17 protein-coding genes and 1 tRNA gene are annotated in these 17,690 nt (G+C 42.8%); 6 read left to right on the forward strand and 12 right to left on the reverse strand.

The genetic code is table 11. The features are described 5' to 3' along the window. Positions 1-6: 6 nt before the first annotated feature. Positions 7-783, reverse strand: coding sequence for a class I SAM-dependent methyltransferase (locus VXQ11_RS13550; protein WP_416706266.1), 777 nt, complete (start codon positions 781-783; stop codon positions 7-9). Positions 784-896: 113 nt separating this feature from the next. Between VXQ11_RS13550 and VXQ11_RS13555 the strand changes: the two genes are divergently transcribed. The 3 genes from VXQ11_RS13555 to VXQ11_RS13565 all read left to right on the forward strand — a co-directional run bounded on the left by VXQ11_RS13555 (position 897) and on the right by VXQ11_RS13565 (position 3,534). Continuing rightward, positions 897-2,168 (forward strand): hypothetical protein, encoded by a 1,272-nt coding sequence (locus tag VXQ11_RS13555; RefSeq protein WP_416681119.1) that lies wholly within the window; start codon positions 897-899, stop codon positions 2,166-2,168. Between the two features lie 125 nt (positions 2,169-2,293). Beyond that, a complete protein-coding gene (locus tag VXQ11_RS13560) occupies positions 2,294-2,491 on the forward strand; it encodes a hypothetical protein (protein ID WP_081406315.1) in 198 nt (65 codons plus the stop codon). Between the two features lie 89 nt (positions 2,492-2,580). Beyond that, positions 2,581-3,534 (forward strand): 2-hydroxyacid dehydrogenase, encoded by a 954-nt coding sequence (locus VXQ11_RS13565; RefSeq protein ID WP_416681118.1) that lies wholly within the window; start codon positions 2,581-2,583, stop codon positions 3,532-3,534. Between the two features lie 24 nt (positions 3,535-3,558). Here the strand turns inward: VXQ11_RS13565 and VXQ11_RS13570 are convergent, their stop codons facing one another. From VXQ11_RS13570 to glyQ, 7 genes are all read right to left on the reverse strand, one after another. Then, the gene (locus VXQ11_RS13570) at positions 3,559-4,077 is read right to left on the reverse strand and encodes a hypothetical protein (RefSeq protein WP_144724196.1); all 519 of its coding nucleotides are present in this window, start codon (positions 4,075-4,077) and stop codon (positions 3,559-3,561) included. 99 nt (positions 4,078-4,176) lie between these two features. Beyond that, a complete protein-coding gene (locus tag VXQ11_RS13575) occupies positions 4,177-4,647 on the reverse strand; it encodes a hypothetical protein (RefSeq protein WP_416706267.1) in 471 nt (156 codons plus the stop codon). 239 nt (positions 4,648-4,886) lie between these two features. Continuing rightward, a complete protein-coding gene (locus tag VXQ11_RS13580; protein WP_064094915.1) occupies positions 4,887-5,276 on the reverse strand; it encodes a hypothetical protein in 390 nt (129 codons plus the stop codon). A 448-nt stretch (positions 5,277-5,724) separates the two neighbouring features. Then, positions 5,725-6,267 carry a DUF3060 domain-containing protein gene (locus VXQ11_RS13585; RefSeq protein WP_144724194.1) on the reverse strand — a complete coding sequence of 181 codons (543 nt, stop codon included), beginning with the start codon at positions 6,265-6,267 and terminating at the stop codon, positions 5,725-5,727. A gap of 234 nt (positions 6,268-6,501) precedes the next feature. Further along, complete coding sequence (locus VXQ11_RS13590) at positions 6,502-7,470, reverse strand: hypothetical protein (RefSeq protein WP_416706268.1); 969 nt, start codon at positions 7,468-7,470, stop codon at positions 6,502-6,504. A gap of 69 nt (positions 7,471-7,539) precedes the next feature. Then, the gene (glyS, locus tag VXQ11_RS13595; RefSeq protein ID WP_416706269.1) at positions 7,540-9,609 is read right to left on the reverse strand and encodes a glycine--tRNA ligase subunit beta; all 2,070 of its coding nucleotides are present in this window, start codon (positions 9,607-9,609) and stop codon (positions 7,540-7,542) included. Beyond that, positions 9,609-10,592 (reverse strand): glycine--tRNA ligase subunit alpha, encoded by a 984-nt coding sequence (gene glyQ / locus VXQ11_RS13600; protein WP_064094911.1) that lies wholly within the window; start codon positions 10,590-10,592, stop codon positions 9,609-9,611. The genes glyS and glyQ overlap by 1 nt, the downstream gene beginning before the upstream one ends. A gap of 311 nt (positions 10,593-10,903) precedes the next feature. Here glyQ and VXQ11_RS13605 point away from each other — a divergent pair, with 311 nt between their 5' ends. Both VXQ11_RS13605 and VXQ11_RS13610 read left to right on the forward strand, forming a co-directional pair. After that, positions 10,904-11,710, forward strand: coding sequence for a transglutaminase-like domain-containing protein (locus tag VXQ11_RS13605; protein WP_416706270.1), 807 nt, complete (start codon positions 10,904-10,906; stop codon positions 11,708-11,710). 244 nt (positions 11,711-11,954) lie between these two features. Continuing rightward, the gene (locus VXQ11_RS13610; RefSeq protein WP_416706271.1) at positions 11,955-13,064 is read left to right on the forward strand and encodes an HPP family protein; all 1,110 of its coding nucleotides are present in this window, start codon (positions 11,955-11,957) and stop codon (positions 13,062-13,064) included. A gap of 632 nt (positions 13,065-13,696) precedes the next feature. Here the strand turns inward: VXQ11_RS13610 and VXQ11_RS13615 are convergent. The 3 genes from VXQ11_RS13615 to VXQ11_RS13625 all read right to left on the reverse strand — a co-directional run bounded on the left by VXQ11_RS13615 (position 13,697) and on the right by VXQ11_RS13625 (position 16,488). Then, complete coding sequence (locus tag VXQ11_RS13615) at positions 13,697-15,109, reverse strand: SLC13 family permease (protein ID WP_416706272.1); 1,413 nt, start codon at positions 15,107-15,109, stop codon at positions 13,697-13,699. 82 nt (positions 15,110-15,191) lie between these two features. Continuing rightward, positions 15,192-15,977 (reverse strand): sulfite exporter TauE/SafE family protein, encoded by a 786-nt coding sequence (locus VXQ11_RS13620; RefSeq protein ID WP_416706273.1) that lies wholly within the window; start codon positions 15,975-15,977, stop codon positions 15,192-15,194. A gap of 232 nt (positions 15,978-16,209) precedes the next feature. Next, complete coding sequence (locus VXQ11_RS13625; protein WP_416681108.1) at positions 16,210-16,488, reverse strand: PspC domain-containing protein; 279 nt, start codon at positions 16,486-16,488, stop codon at positions 16,210-16,212. A gap of 247 nt (positions 16,489-16,735) precedes the next feature. On the opposite strand from VXQ11_RS13625, the gene VXQ11_RS13630 reads away from it, so the two are divergent. Then, entirely contained in the window at positions 16,736-17,431 is a 696-nt protein-coding gene (locus VXQ11_RS13630; protein WP_064102212.1) for a hypothetical protein, read from the forward strand. Between the two features lie 183 nt (positions 17,432-17,614). On the opposite strand, the gene VXQ11_RS13635 is transcribed toward VXQ11_RS13630, so the two are convergent. Next, positions 17,615-17,690: transfer RNA gene (locus VXQ11_RS13635), tRNA-Lys, on the reverse strand.

The following is a 17,690-nucleotide window of genomic DNA, read 5'->3' on the forward strand; positions in this document are numbered from 1 at the left end:
CTGTTTTTAAGTACTTTTCTTGAACACATAGATATGGGTGATATACGGAAAATCTATCATTTCTTCTGTGCGTTTGGCGGTATATTGCTGAATGATCTGTTCAAATTGTTGTTTTAAATGGGCCTGCTGCTGTACGGGCAGGGCTGCAATAAAGCTGGTCGAAAGCAGCCGTTTGGATACTACCTGTTCCACACAGCCATGCTGTTGCTGAGCCATTGTGGTTTCTGCATAGGGCTGAAATAGCGTTTGCTGTGTAAAGACCTGGCGCCAGGCGCCGCTATGATAGCGTGGCGTATCGCCTTCCAAGGGGGCAATACAATCGGCCAAGGCCTGAACCCAGTCGACCCGAGTATCGCGCTGATTCCAGATTAACACCAGATAACCCTGTGGTTTGAGTACCCGGGCGAGTTCTTGCAAGGTCGCAGTGTCGGCAAACCAGTGAAATGACTGTGCACAAAATACCGCATTCAGGCTATGATCGGGCAGGGGAAGCTGCTGGCTAGCACCTTCAATCGCATGAATGTCCGGATGGGCCAGTTTTAATTGAGCCAGCATTTCCGGGACAGGATCAATCGCGTTAATATGGGTACTCAGCGAGCGTAAATAGGGGATAAACTTGCCGGTGCCACAGCCCAAATCCAGAAGATGTGCATCTGCAGGCAAAGCCAGCGTTTCACTGAGCCACTGGCTGATTTCTGCCGGATAATCGGGACGCACTTGCTGATATAGCTCAGCCGACGCACTAAAACCCCGTTTTGCTGCCGGATGTAATGATTGTGTCATATTTTGCGCTTTTTAATCTTTTCGATCCCTATAAAATAGCATATTCACTTTTTTGACAGCGTTCATTGACTGAATTGTTGTGGAAGGGTTCGTTTTACCAGTACGGGAAAGTTATGGACAAGCAGATTGTTTTTGAAGATGAACATATACGCGCGATTTTTATGCCGGGATCTTCTTCAGAACTGATTTTTTCATTTGGCGATTTGATTACCCGTGCCAAGGGCCTCAACATCAATGCAGAAAAGTCACTGTCAAAATTTGAATTTAATGTCATTGGCATTATGCCCAAGCATAAATCCTGGTTTCCACAAGGTTCCATGTGGAACATGCTACAGGCAATTGCTGAACTGATCGCGCCGTTTCAGCAGCGTATTGCATATGGCGGCTCGATGGGTGGCTATGCCGCGATCAAATATTCCCGTGCCTTGGGCGTGCAACGGATGGTGGCGATGGTGCCACAATATTCGATTGATCCGGAAGATGTACACGATGCCCGCTACAACATGTTCTATCAACCAGAGCTGAATGCCGGAATGCGGATTGATGCTGAAGACATTGATCCGGCCTGTGAATATATTATTGTCTATGATCCTTACTGTGCCGAAGATCGGGCGCATTATCTGAAATTAGCAGCGTTGATCCCGCATCATCATGTGTTGCATTTGCCTTTTACCGGGCATGATGCCATCGCGGTTCTGGCCAGTTCCGAACTGCTGTATGACTTTTTGCTACATGAATATGAGCCCACTTATTTCTACCAGAAAATGCGCCGGGTCAAGAAAAACAGCAAGTTCTACTACCGCAAGGTAATCGAAAATGTCTTGCCACGACACCGCATGGCCTTGGGGCAGATCCTGAAAAATAATGATCTGCAACTGGATAACCAGTTTTTTGATGCCACACAGAAACAGGTGATTTTGCGGGAATTGTTACGCAATAAGCAGGTCGATCAGCATGACCTGCTCAAGCTCGGCATTCATGTGAATTTGCCGCAGGAAAATCGTCAGTTGCTGTTGGACCAGTATGGACATGGTCTGGTATTTAATGTCATCAGTCATAAAATTGAAAGTTATGCAGAAGGTGCAATTGCACTAAACCATAAATTCCTGCTTCCGATTTATGCCAAAGGTAACGGTTTACTGAGTATTAACCTGAATGATGAACGTTATCTTGTGGTGATGAACGACCGGCATATCATGAAACTGATCAAGGAACAGGATGAGCTCAGTCTGGGCATGCACCCGATTTTAATGAAGCGCTATAGCGATTTTTATATGTTTAGCTATAAGCAGCTGAATCTGAGTACCAATGAATATGGTGCTGCTGTTTTTATAGACGATAGTGACAAAAATACGCATTTTGTGACACACAGTGAGATAAATTAACTAAAAATTTATATAAAAAACAATTACTTGACATGTGATGGGCTTGGCATAATATAGAGATAAGCGGTATAAATAATAAATCAATAATACCGTTCCCGATGGTTAAAACGAAGAAGGGGATCTCTATGATGCGAGCAACTTGGATGATGCAAGTATGTTTTATCTTCGGTTTGGTTCTGCCCAATCTGGCATATGCAGAAAGTGTGCATCCTGCGGTGATTATGGTCAGTGCATCCGTCATTTTTATGATTATTCTATCCGTGTATGTGGTGTATCGAATCCGCAAGTCATTACGTAACCATATGGATAAACCGCTGGATTAATTGTTCCAGGCTGGAAACAGGTTGAAAAGACTCAATGACTTGTTTTAAATCACAAGAATAGATTGTCAAACAGGATTGAGGAAACAGCCGTGAAAGCCGTTTATTTAGATTATGCTTCTTTAGACCAGCAGGATTTGGACTTTCAGGAACTGCATGCAGCATTTGACCAGCTTGTCTTGTATCCTGCCACCTCGGCCAAAGAGGTGCAGTCTCGTGTAGCCGATGTGGAGGTCATCATAACCAATAAAGTCGTGATCGATGCAGCTACCATTCAACAATGCCCTGAGCTTAAACTCATTTTAATCTCTGCAACCGGTACCAACAATGTCGACCTTACGGCGACCAAAGCACGCGGGATCGTGGTATGTAACTGTCAGGCCTATGGCACTTCGGCAGTCGCGCAGCATACCATCATGCTGATGCTGAATCTGGCAACTTCATTCCTGTCTTACCAACGTGCGTTACAACAAGGCGAGTGGCAAAAAGCCAGCCAGTTCTGCTTGCTGGATGCGCCCATTGTCGAGCTAGCCGGAAAAACATTGGGCATTGTCGGTTATGGCGAACTGGGCCATGCGGTGGCGAAACTGGCCGAAGCCTTTGGCATGAAAGTGCTCATTGCCGCGCTGCCAAATCGTCCGGCGGATGCATCGCGTGTACCATTTGCCGAGCTGCTTGCTCAAGTCGATTTTTTAACTTTGCATTGTCCACTCACCGAAGATACCCGCCATTTAATCAGTTATGCTGAACTGGATGCAATGAAAAGCAGTGCATTTTTAATTAACTGTGCGCGTGGGGGTATCGTCGATGAAGCTGCTTTGGCTGAGGCTCTACGTGCAGGCAAGATTGCCGGTGCAGCGACAGATGTTCTAACGGTAGAACCACCAAAACAGGGCAATGTGCTACTTGATTCAACAATTCCCAACCTGATTGTGACGCCACATAATGCCTGGGGCAGTGTCGATGCAAGACAACGGATTGTGGATCAGATGGTGGAAAATGTAGCAGCATTTAAACAAGGTCAGCCGATCCGACAGGTCAATTGATTTCAAAATGCTGATCATGTTAGATCAGCATTTTTTTTGGTTTTCTAGCGTAATGTACTTGGACAACAGTGTAGAAAATTCGTCTTGTACGAGTTGGGAGTTGGGATTGAACACTACTTCCTGATAAATACGTTTGGACTCAGGTACTTCCTGATCAGGAAATTGACCATAAGAAGTTCGATAGTCAGTTTCCAACATGTGAATCAGGCGATTTTTTTGAAAATAAGCCGTTCGATAGCTATAAATAGTTTCTCCATAGATACCAATCGTTAACTTGCACATGCCCGTTAACTGATAGAGATCCGCTTTATTGCCTTCAGCAGATTTAAATTCATCTTCCTCGAGATATTCAATATGCTGAATTTTTTGGCCTTCAGCTTTATGCGTATATCGATTTGCAGTAGAAAGGCTTGGGATCGGGGATAATTCATCATCAATTGCAGCAAGAGTCGTGACAGTTTCGCCAGAAACCAATAAGGTGATGTATAAAATTGTGACACCACAAATAATACCGACAATAAAACTAAAGAGAACTTTTTTCATTTTTATTATTTTCTAATTATTTTATTTAAGTTAAGTCTAAGGAAAGCTTCAAATATATTCAATGACATAAAAGAAAAAGCCCATTACGGGCTTTTTTTATCAATCAGTTATCGCATAACTGGTAGCTGAGCTGGACTGGGGTTGAGATTGCGTCGTGTCTGGAGTTTGTGTCGCACTCGACTGACTCAGAGGCTGCTGCACAATAGGTGCCTGCTGTGAATTGCCACGCCAGACTTCTTTGGTCTGCTGAATTTTCTGGCCGGTTTGCTGGGCTGCCTGAGTTGCACCCTGATCTACTTTTTGCAGTGTATCCGAGGTTGCAGATTTGGTATTGCTCCAGGCCCGGTCTACCCCCGGCTTGATTTTGGCAATGCCTTTTTCCGTTGCTTCACCGACTTTCTCGGCAGTATTAATCACGCCTTCCTGTGCTTTATAGGCAAAGACATGCAGCAGGTTCGGATTTTCACCATAGGGTTTAACCGGTTTAGCAGACTGAGTCGTAGTTTGTGCGAATGCTGGAACAGAAAGCATTAAAGCTGTCGTTAAAATAATTGGGGTTTTGATATTCATTATGGATCGACCTCGAATTCGTCTAAGTGCGGTCTGAGTTTGTTTTTCAGTGTAACGGATAATGGGTCAAAAACAATGAATATCCTGTGGAGAGTGCAGGGCTTTCAGTTGGGGCTGTGCCAGAATATTGTAATTTTAAAGAAAATTCGGAAAGGATCTGGAGAAGGCTGGGGTCGTTTTTAACAGAATAAATCGCCCTATTTTTATATGAAAGTTATATTAAAAATAGGGCGGTCTTTTTAGTCACATTGTGTCAGGGCATCTTTGGCAAAATGCTCGCGTAAGCTGACAAAGTTCTTTTGTACGCCTGCATCGTGCAGGTTAAATTTTTGTGCGGTGCTGGTGCCATCGCGCTGGAAAGTCGCTGAGCCGGCATCGATTAGAGTCATGCCTTTAAATGACCATTGTTCAATAACACGGTTATTGCCAATATCGCCGGTGAATTCAATCACGCATTTATCGAGGAATTTGGTCAGTTTTGCCTTGTTGTTGGTCGTGTCTGGAACCACTTCAATATTTTGGACTTCCTGTAAGACACCGACCTGAAGCTGTGGGATTTTTGGCGCAGATGTACAAGCTGTAACTGCGATACTCGCAAGACCAGTCAGAATGAGTGTTTTAAATTTCATATGATTCTTTCTTGTTGAGTGGTGTTAGGTTGAGTATATGAAATATAAGGTGAAATGCCTATAGCCGTCCTTTGAAGAATGATAGAGACCAACGATAAATATATAAATTTTTTATTACTTATAATAAATATTTCTAGCTTGCTTAAATGGGAAATACTTGAAGAGTCAGGTAATTACTCTTTCAAGTCTGAAGAGGTGGGTGTAGTGCATAAACATTATTCTATATAAATACTAAATTGATGAACTATTAAAATATAGGGTAAGTATTTGCATAAGATATTAATATTTATATAAATATTTTGTGATGAATATTTGGGAGGGTTTTTTTAATGATAATATTATTCAAATGAAACTGGTTTATCTCGTATTCTCTTTCAGGCACGGAAGATTAGTCTTTCGGGCCTTATCATATACTTTTATATAGCTTTTAGACCCATAGACCCAGTTATTACTGAATGATCTGTTCCGCTTTATTGAAAACACCTGAATTGTGAAATTGGATTGGTTGTGTGGAGTCTACGCTTTGTTGATATTCAGCTCTTAACCCCAGCCCGGCAAGGTTAATTGAACCAAGTGTATTGATATCAATTTTGCTTAACATTCCTGCAACCTGGATTTTATTAACGGTATTGGCTTTCACACTATTTCTCATGCCTGCAACTGCCATAGAGTTGGTGTGATCTGTATGCAGTTTATTGCCTGTTCCCGCCAACTGTACGGTTTTGGCCTGTTTCACATATACTGTATTTTTAGTGCCTGAAACTTGTAAGGATTGGGTATTGGCAATAATAAAGGTATTGTTTTTACCCACAATTTGTACGCTTTCACATTGTCCGTCCAAGGTAATATTGCTATTTTCCTCACGAAATTTCATTTTGCTTTGCTTATTACAGTCAAATGTCGCCACGGTATTTTCGTTGGCTGGCGTCGTAGAAGAGTCATCACTAGATATCGTGATATCACAGGCTTGTAAACCCCATACACACAGCACTATACAGCCTGTTATTAAGATGTTCTTTTTCAATGTTTTCTCAAGGATTTAATTTTTTATTATTTCTCCAATTTCTAGCATGATCCAAGAGTGAATTGCAAATATTATCTATTTTTCATTAGTTTATGAATGATTTAAATTTCATATGATTCTTTCTTGTTGAGTGTTGTTGAGTGTTGTTGAGTGTTGTTGAGTTGAGTATAGGGAATTGACGATAGATTGGTTAGTTAGATATTAGATGATACATACTGAACAGAAGCCTGAATCTCTACTCCTAAAATATGAGCCTTTATAGCCTAAAAGAGTAAAAATATACTGTCGTAGTAAATCACTTACATTATGTAAGTCTTCGATCGCTGTTTGTGTATAAGTCGGGTCTGAGAATGCTAATAAAATACCTTCGTGGATGATTTTATTTCGATTTTTTAAAATAGGATTTATTTTAGTTCTTTGAATGCTAGTTGATTCAAACATCCTTTTTATCATTTCAGCAGAACCACATTTCCCATACTTTTTGTGTACCCACAAGCCAATTTTTTCATCAAAACAATATTCAGTTTTGTCAGGGCATAGATGATTAAGATTTGGATATTTTGGATGATAAAAAAAACTACTTTTCTGTTTATATCCTTGTTCTTTGGCAAAAGTATATTTTAGATTTTCAATTAATACGTAATGCAAAATCAGTTTTGGTTCTAATGCTAAATGATGCTTATTGGCTTCACATAAATATCCAAAAACAGTGGTTAAAAGACGAGTATCTTTAATTTTTATAAATTTTTCATAGACTTGTTCAATAAAAAGTTTTATGTATTTCCCTCTATTTTCAATAATGTATTTCGGGGGATTAATTAGGCTAGCTGAGCAATTTATGGATTCTATTTTTAGGTTTTTTATTTTGTAATTACAGCGTTGGATTGGGCATTGTTGGGCGAAAGATAATAACCAACATATATTATCTATGGTCTCTAAAACTTCTTCGACTTTTTCTTTGGGAACATTGTTAATACTGACAGTGGTAGTGATTAATGTTTGATTGCAAAAATTAATAGGTTTCAGATTAATATCATGTTGTTTGAATTTAAAAGTATAACCGTTACAGCTTATGATCGTCGTATCTTTATATTCATGATCTGAATCATTAACTGAAAACTCGTCACCAGTCATAAACAGATTTATAAGATTAGCTTCTAAATTTATCATTATTCATTTTTTATAAAAAACCCCACTAATTTATAGCGGGGTTTTCTTTAACTTACAAGAGGTTATGGATTAGTGCTGTAACACCGAAATATCAGCCACTTTCGTAAACAAGTCACGAAGCTGAGCAAGCATACGTAAACGGTTTGCTTTCAGCTCAGCATCATCAGCCATGACCATGACACCGTCAAAGAACGCATCCACTGGCGCACGAAGAGCAGCAAGTGCAGACAACGCAGCAGTGTAGTCTTTCGCAGCAAATAAAGGCTCGACCACAGGCGTGATTTTCGCAAGTTCAGCGAATAATGCTTTTTCAGCATCTTCAACCAGATTTGCTTCAACGACGCTTCCTTCAGGCTCAGCTTCTTTCGCTAAGATATTCGCAACACGCTTGTTGGCAGCAGCAAGCGCAGCCGCTTCAGGTAATGCACGGAAGTGATTGACTGCATTTACACGCTTGTCAAAATCAAGCGGTGATTTTGGAGACAAGGCTTGAACCGCTTGAATCACATCAACCGCAACGCCTTGGTCTTCGTATTTCGCACGGTAACGACCTTCAAGGAATGCAACAGCATCTGCCAAAGTCTTGTCGTGATCTTTCAATACATCGCCATAAGCAGCCAAAGCCAGCTTGATCAGATCTTCAATTGAAACATCAAGCTCGTTTTCAGTCACAAGACGTAAAATACCAATTGCAGAACGACGTAGTGCAAACGGGTCTTTAGAACCTGTCGGCGCTTGACCAATCCCGAAAATACCCGTCAATGTGTCTAAGCGGTCGGCAAGGGCAATGGTTGTACCTGTTTTGGTTTTCGGTAAAACGTCACCCGCGAATTTAGGCAGGTATTGCTCACCTAGAGATTCAGCCACTTCATCATTTTCGCCTTCAAGACGCGCATAGTAAGTGCCCGCGATCCCTTGAAGTTCTGGGAATTCACCCACAAGCTCAGAAGTTAAATCGCATTTTGCAAGAAGGGCAGCTTTCTCTGCATCAGCAGGGTTTGCACCTGTAATTGGCGCAAGTGCAACAGCCAATTTCGCAATACGTGTCGATTTGTCCCAAAGCGTACCGAGTTCTGCCTGGAACACCATGTTCGCCAGTTTCTCTTTACGCGATGCAAGCGGTTGCTTTTGATCTTGCAAGAAGAAGAATTCAGCATCAGACAAACGTGGACGAACCACTTTCTCGTTACCTTCAATGATTTGAGTCGGATCTTTAGACTCAATGTTTGAAACGGTAATGAAGTAAGGCTGTAATTTGTTTTCAGCATTTACCAAACAGAAGTACTTTTGGTTGTCCTGCATGGTGGTGATCAATGCTTCTTGAGGAACTGCAAGGAAGCGTTCTTCGAAGCTTGCACGAAGTGCAACAGGCCATTCAACCAGTGCCGTTACTTCGTCACGCAGATCCGCAGGTACAATCGCAGTGGCATTGACTTCATCAGCCAAAGCTTTCACTTGCTGGTCGATGATCGCTTGACGCTCTTCAAATGAAGCTACAACGTGCGCTGCTTTAAGCTTGCTTAAGTATTCGTCAGCATGCGTTAAAGTGATCGCTTCAGGTGCATGGAAACGGTGACCATAGGTCACGTTACCTGCTTTATGATCCTGAATGGTTGCGTCAATCACATCGTTATCTTTTAACAACACCACCCATTTCACAGGACGTACGAATTCAGTACGGCTTGCTGCAGAACGCATACGTTTTGCAATTGGCAGGTTGTCTAAAGCTGCTTGTAAAATTTGTGGCAGTAAAACGTCAAGGCTTTGACCTTTTACGTTTTTTAAGTAGCAGACTTTTTCAACTTTACCGGCCTGGAAAGTAGAAACCTGATCTACAGTAATGCCTTGCCCACGCATAAAGCCTTCCAAAGCTTTGGTTGGTTTGCCTTCAGCATCAAACGCTGCCTGTTTGGCAGGGCCGTCAAAACGTTTTTGTGTATCTGCCTGTGCACCATCCACATTGACGATTTTAAGTGCTAAACGACGTGGTGCTGCATAGGCTTCGATTGAATCAAAAGCCAGACCTGCATCTTTTAAGCCTTTTTCACTTTCAGCTTTAAGTGCATCACGTAATTTTTTCAGGCTTTTTGGTGGAAGTTCTTCACAACCCAATTCGAACAAAACGGTATGTTTAGACATTATTTGCTCTCCTTAGATTCAACTTTTGCTTCCGCTTCAACTTGCGCTTTCAATTGTGCCAACACTTCATCACGTAATGCAGGTTCTGCCATCGGGAAACCGAGTTTCGCACGTGCAGCCACGTAGCTGGTCGCGATTGAACGGGCCAATGTACGTACACGTAAAATGTAACGCTGACGTTCAGTCACAGAAATTGCGCCACGTGCATCCAGCAGGTTGAAGCAATGTGACGCTTTAATCACTTGCTCATAAGCTGGTAATGGCAGTTCAGCTTCGATTAAACGCGTTGCTTCAGCTTCATAGAAGTCGAACAGTTCGAACATCTTGTCGACAGGTGCATATTCGAAGTTATAAGTCGATTGTTCTACTTCATTTTGATGGAACACATCGCCATACGTTACGGTACCGAACTGGCCTTTGGTCCAAACCAGATCATAAACCGAGTCTACACCTTGCAGGTACATGGCAAGACGTTCAAGACCGTAGGTGATTTCGCCTGTAACCGGGTAGCACTCAACACCACCGACTTGCTGGAAATATGTGAACTGAGTTACTTCCATACCGTTCAGCCATACTTCCCAGCCTAAGCCCCAAGCACCCAGTGTCGGAGATTCCCAGTTATCTTCCACGAAACGGATATCATGTACCAGCGGGTCAATACCAATCGCTTTTAATGAATCAAGATAAAGCTGCTGGATGTTGTCCGGGTTTGGTTTAAGCACCACCTGGAACTGGTAATAATGTTGCAGACGGTTCGGGTTTTCACCATAACGACCATCTTTCGGACGGCGTGACGGCTGAACATAAGCCGCATTCCAGGTTTCAGGACCTAAGGCACGTAAGAAAGTTGCAGTGTGGAATGTCCCTGCACCCATTTCCATATCGTAAGGTTGTAAAACGACGCAGCCTTGCTCCGCCCAGTAGTTTTGTAAGGCAAGAATTAAGCCTTGGAAGGTATCAATATGCGATATGGCGCGACTCATGGTCATCCACTTAAAATTAGAGAAAAATTGTGCTCAATTATAAGGACTTTGCAGGGGAGTGGCAAAGGGTTAATGTGTCTATCCTTTTTTGAAAAAATAAAAGAGGCGGGAATGATAGGGCTTGCTGAAAGGCGTACTACGATTTTAACGTTGCCAATAAATGCCGGCCGAACTGAAAACCAGGAATAAATCAGATGGATGACCTGCTGTAAACTCGAGAGTTATAAAGTTCAACGGAGCTTATACGATTGTTGTTCTAAAATTAGTTTAAGATTCACGCAATATAATAACGTTTAAAAATAAGGAACTTCATGATCACTTACCGTATTCACTGCCATTTAAAATACAAGATCGTGCAACCTACAGAATTTATTTTTATGCTCCAGGCGGCACATCACCCTGATCAGAAGATTATTGAAGAGCAACTGCACTTTAATTTGCCGGTGGTATGGCATGAATTTCAGGATGCACAGCATCAAAACCGTCATGTTCGCTTGCAGGTCGAACCCTGTGAGGTTTTTGAGGTGAATTATATTGCGAACGTGGCTCGGCAACCGGGCATTTCTTTTGAACGGCAGCAAGGTCTGAATGAAGTGCCTATTCCTGATCTACCTGATGAAGTGCTGCCTTATTTGCTGGCCAGCCGTTATTGCAATTCGGATTTATTGCTGGAAATGGCAAAACGTTCGTTTGGCTGGATGACACCCGGCTATACGCGGGTCAAAGCGATTGAGCAGTGGATCTATAATAACATTTTTTATGCTTCTGGCAGTTCTGACCAGTTTACCACCGCTACAGATGTCCTGGTGCATCGCGCAGGCGTATGCCGTGACTTCGCCCATTTAGGCATTGCATTGTGCCGTGCCTTGGGCATTCCGGCACGTATGGTGGTTGGCTATGTGGAAATTGAAAAGTTTTTACCCGATTTTCATGCCATTTTTGAAGCGTATTTGGACGGAGGGTGGGTGCAGTTTGATCCGACCCGTCTGGCTCCGGTTGAAAATCTCATTCGGATTGGCACTGGCGTCGATGCCGGTGATGTCGCATTTTCAACCTATTATGGTCAGGTCGAGCTGCTAAAAATCCAGCCACTGATTCAACCTGAAATCAGCCATTAAGCTGCTTTAAAAAGATTTGAACAGCTATTTAAGTAGAAGGTTAGCAAGGATTTTTCCATGCAAATGACTACCGGTGATGAAGTGATCATTCTATAAAAAGCCGAATGAATGTTTTAACCTGAGTGAAATATTTTTTTAAAAAACATGTATTCGCGAATGGTGAAAAGATGTAAAACAGCGATGCCTTTCATCTGGCTTGGTTCTATAATGCGCAAAATCTGCAAACCATAAGATCAGGCGCACTGTGTTTCATTCCCATCTCGACTGGCTCAATACCCTAAAACCAAATTTCAAAGTCCTTCCGCTCAAAGACCGCCTGCTCTGCGGAATAGGGGCATTGCTAGGTCTGGTGGTTTCCTCCCTGCTGAGTTTATGGATTCTGGGGGATTTTGAAGCCTGGTACATTGCCCCGATGGGTGCCTCTTCGGTATTGCTGTTTGCGGTACCGGCCAGTCCTCTGGCACAGCCCTGGAACATTCTGGTCGGCAATACCATTGCTGCCGTCATTGGGGTGAGCTGTGCCTTGCTGATTGCCAATCCCACTGAAGCTTTTAGTCTGGCTGTAGCTGCCGCAATTGTCCTGATGATGACCACGGATTCCCTGCATCCACCGAGTGGCGCCGTGGCCATTACTGCAGTGCTGGGTGGTCATCCGGTGCATGAACTGGGTTATGCCTTTGTATTTTATCCGGTGCTGCTCAATTCAATTCTGCTCATGGGGATTGCCATTGTCTTTAACCGGATGATTGGAAAGAACTATCCGCAGCAGGCCCAGTTAAATAGCCGTTCCAAGGACCCGACGCCGACCCAGAAAGTGACGATTCAACCGCAGGATATTCAGGAAGTGCTGGACCAGCATACCGAGCTGCTGGACATCAGTGAATATGACCTGCAAAAAATCATTCTGGAGGCACAAAACCGCGCCAATGCGCGTGCGGTGCATGAATTTAGCTGCCAGGATATTATGACGAAGGATGTGGCAACCCTGCATGAAAATGATGATATCCAGCATGCACTGGACAAGTTCAAGCAGATGAACCTGATGAGCCTGCCCGTCGTTAATGCAGATGAACAACTGGTCGGTACGCTGGCAATGTATCAGGTGGTGGAATGGTTCAAGCGTGCTACCGATGTGCGCAGCAGCTGGGAGCATCAGGTCAAACATATCATGACCCGTAAGGTGATCACGGTACAGCCCTTACAGCCCATTCAGGATCTGGTGCCATATTTTGTCGAGCGTTCCTTCAACTATATTCCGGTGGTAAGCAAGCAGCAATTGGTGGGAATTATCAGCCGGGCAGACATGATTGCTGCCCTCAACCAGGAGCTGAATCATTTTAAAATGAAAGCTTAAAACCGGATTAAAATGGAATATAAGCGACCATACCTGATCAGGTCTGGTCGACTTGCCAGCTGAGTAAACTGTAAAACAGTATCATTGGTAGAGAGAAATTCAGTAAAAACAAAAAATGGGTACTAAAAGCTTCGCTTGGAGGATGCGAGATGTAGGCCAGAATCAGGGTTTCCAATGCTGCTCATTAAAATCGTGAGGATATTAAACAGCTGATAACGGCGTAGCAGCAGGTGAGTCACTCATAGATAAAGACCATCGTCCAATATGTCAGGTAGATGAAAAAACTGAGGAAAAGTGCCGAAAATAGACTCTTGAAAATGGAGAAAACCCCCATAACTGACCTCATGAAATAGCGCATAAGAAAATAAAATGAGGCTCATGATCAAAGGTGCAAGCACGAGATTGGGTGTCATTTTCCAGAGAGAGTTTCGGATCGGTTGAGAGATTAAGTGAAATATCCTGTCCAATATCTGTTTACCACTTTTTGATATTTCATCTAGGAGCTTTATCTTTAGCATTGTTAAAAGCATATTATTTTTGATGAGAGAAAGATTCAACATATAGGCGAATAATACGACAAAGCACACCGGAGTGTGCTTTGTAAAGGGTGTGATGCTTAAGAGCTGTAATGATTAAATAAAGAACCAGTAAATAAACAGTGAAATAATAAAGATACACATAATATTCAGCACAAAACCAACTTTCATCATTTCGCTTTGCTGGATATAACCGGTTCCAAAAACAATCGCATTTGGCGGGGTCGCTACCGGCAGCATAAAGGCACATGAGGCACCAATGCCAATGACAATCACCAGAATTTCTTTGGGCATTCCCATCTGATCCGCAATTGCGGCAAATACTGGTACCAGCAGGGCAGCTGAAGCGGTATTACTGGTAAATTCAGTCAGGAAGATAATAAATGTAGCAACTACAAAAATAATTATCAGCGGGGAGGCGTCACCAAAGGCATTGGCCAGAGTTTGACCCAGTACCAGCGAACTGCCTGAATCCTTCAGAATGGCACTCAAGGTCAGACCACCACCGAACAGGTACAAGACCCCCCAGTCGGTATTTTCTGCAATCTGTTTCCAGCTTGCGGTACCCAGAATCACCACCATACAGGCAGCCAAAATTGCTATCCAGGTATCCGGCTGGGAAATACCAAAAATTTCAGTGAATTTTTTACTGAAAATCCAGGCAATTGCAGTACAAAGAAAGAGGATCATGGTGGCTATACGGGTGCCGGTCCAAGGAATATCTTCAGTTACAAATTGTACTTTGTGATTCAGTTTTGGACGTAGTACCAGATATAAACTGACCAGCATGGCGGGAAGAATAATGAACATCATCGGCAAGCCGATTTTCATCCAGTCGGCAAAATCATAGCCGAGGGCCTTGGCAGCAATGGCATTCGGAGGTGAACCGACCATGGTGCCCAGTCCGCCAATACTGGCCGAATAGGCAATGCCGAGCAGGATAAAGACAAAAGTTTTACGATCCTTGCTGACATCCAGATGTGAAAGCAAGCCTAGGGCCAAAGGCAGCATCATAGCAGCAGTCGCCGTATTGGAAATCCACATGGACAGCAGCGCCGTCACCACAAAAATCGCCAGTACAGAAATGCCCAGATGCCCTCTGGACAGGGAGATGATCCACATGGCAATTTTCCGGTCCAGTTTCTGGATATGCAACGCTGTGGCCAACGCAAAACCACCAAAAAACAGGAAAATGACAGGATCGGCAAAAGTAGCCAAAGCGGCTTGTGTGGTAATCGGAACCAGTTCTTCACCAGAGGCCATTGGCATGGCTAGCAATACTGCCATCACGGGGATGAGTAAAGCTGTAATCGTGATATGAATGGCTTCAGTCAACCATAAGATACCGATAAAGGCTAAAAGTGCCAGTCCTTTATTGGCATTCTGGTCATAGGGCAGGTAAAGATATAAACCATAGGCCACCATGGCTGCGACAAGAATAAGAATCCAGCCTTTCAGCAGCCCTTTAGGCATGGCATTGGTCGGGGTAGCTAGGTTGGTCTGAGTCATATGCTCTCCTTGCAAGGTTTTTATTTACATCATTTTTTATATTAACTTTGAATTTGTAATTTGGTTTTGCTTAAAAAATATCCTATTTAAAGATACTATAACCAGATTGTTGTAATAATCCAGTACTTTGCCATAGGGCATACAGGCCCAAGCCAAAGAGTAAAGCCAGGACAATCCATTTGAAGTGCTGCTGAGACAAACGATGGCGTATTTTGCCTCCGATCCAGACACCAGCAAGGGCGAATAGGCTGATCCCGATCAGAATATGCTGTTGATGGGTTTCCAGCGTGATCAGAATTGGAAACAGTAAAAACAGCTGGATCAGTTTACCTGCAATGAAATTGAGATTGCTGATAATGACAATATCTGTTTTAGACAGCTGGCAACTCATCAGATACATCATCAGAAAAGGTGCCATGGCATTGGTCGCACCTCCAATGATGCCGGCCAGTAAACCAAAACAGAGCATGCTGGAAATATGTGGACTAACTTGCAATGGCCGTGTCCGTAACTGGTCCAAGACATAAAATACAATCACCAGACCCAATAACAGTTTTAAATAAGCCTCATTTAGCCAAAGTAACAGCTTGACCCCGAGTACACTGCCGATCAGGCTACTGAGTATCAATGGCCAATAGCGTTTTATATAATAGCCAATGCTATTCAACATGCTATGCACAGGATCGGCATTCAGCATGATCAGATTCAGCAGCAGGCAGGGCAGAATGACAAGAGTAACCGCGATGCTAAGCGGATATGCACTGGACAGAACAGCCGTACTCATCATGGGAAAGCCAAAGCCGCTTAAACCATGGAGCAGGGCTGCTACGGCACAGAGCCAGAGCATCATCCATTCTGCCTGAGTCATGTGAAATCCATTTCAAAAATTAGAATATTGAACTTATCGTGAATTTAACTGAGAAAGAAAGTGAAAAGCTGTAATACAGCTAAGAAATAACAAAAAATATAGGCAAAAAAAAGCCACAATAACTTGGGGAAATTACCGTGGCATCAAAATTTCATCCCATTTAACTGGGGTGAAAGGAGGAAGCTCTTCGATGAAACCTGTCAAGAACGCTAGTTAAACCTTGCTATACACCTTAATAATCGCGTTTATCCTGATTAACGGTGCGTACAGGATTTTGATAGCCTTGGGGCTGATAAGCGCCATCATGTTCAATACTGTACGGTTGTTTTGGCATGATTAACCAAAGTATCAGATAAACCAGAATACCCGGAAAAGCGGCACTCATCACTGAAACTAGCACAAAGATAAGACGTAATAAATTTGCGTTCCAACCAAAACGTTCAGCAATACCGCCCATCACACCTGCAATCATGTTTGAGCGGTTAGAGCGATATAAACCAACATTGGCCATTAAAATCTCCTGATAAAATAGGTTTGAATCCAGAAAATAGATCCATATTATTAAAAGAAATGGCGTTAGATCGAACTTTTTAAAGTGCTGATTACAAATAAAATCGTTAAGTAATGTTAAGAAAGATTAAAACCCGGTCTAAGAGTTACTAACATATAGAAAATTCTATTGAACTCTTATGTAAAGTTCATCAGCTTTGCTGTGTGTTTTTTACTCGCCATGTTTTAGGTCTGGGTCGGTTAAAAAAATGAAAGTAGATATATCACGTTTTACATCAAGCAATTTTCTTAAATGTAGCCTGATACTGGGGAGCGTGGTGATTTTGCAGGCCTGTGACCAGCATCAAGTCAAGCCTGAACAGGAAGATCAGCAAGAGGCTGTAGAAGAAGAAGGGGTCAAGGTTTCTGCTGCCAATACGACCGCAGGTGTAGTCGCAGTCAGTGCCAAATCCTTAACTCAGGCTGTAGGGCTGGCTGCTGTTCCAGTTGAGGCGGATCTAAATCCGACCACTGTTCCCGATTATGCCAAAACATTTATTGGTCGCTATCATACCGAAATTGACTGTGATGGGCGTTTCGCACCTTGTACAGAAGGTAAGGCAGAATATATTTTGGCTTTACTGCCGGATGGTACGGTACACCGTAGTATTTTTCAGTATGGCAAAGTTTTTATTGATAATACGAGAAGCAGCACAGCTCATAATACCACCTATCGTAAGGATCGCTGGTCGATCAACCCGGAACGTACTGAATTGGTCATAAACCGTAAAGAAGGGGCGAGTTTTTATTATACGATTAAGGATTCGAACCATCTGGTTATGAATCTGGAAAAAATTTACAGTGAGAAGGAAAAAACCAACCGCGAATTATTTGAGCGAGGTTATCCGGCACCTTCGAAAGCCTATGAACTGGTCAAAGATACTTCCTTTCATGTCGAACCATAATGTCAGATAAAATTGGTCGATCCAGTCTAAGACGTGGTTCAAAGAAGATTTAAATTAATACAATAAATATGAGCTGTTGGACACGTGAGCTTAAAATCTGGATGCAGAAATACACGAGCAGAAATCGTATTTAATAATTGAAATATAAAGAAGTAAATCTGAGAGGGCATTCTTGGAAAAGAATGGTGGGCCGTCCGCGACTCGAACGCGGGACCAATGGATTAAAAGTCCACTGCTCTACCAACTGAGCTAACGGCCC

Origin of the sequence: Acinetobacter sp. 197 (assembly GCF_048148385.1) — a bacterium.
Classification (GTDB): Bacteria; Pseudomonadota; Gammaproteobacteria; order Pseudomonadales; family Moraxellaceae; genus Acinetobacter; species Acinetobacter pecorum.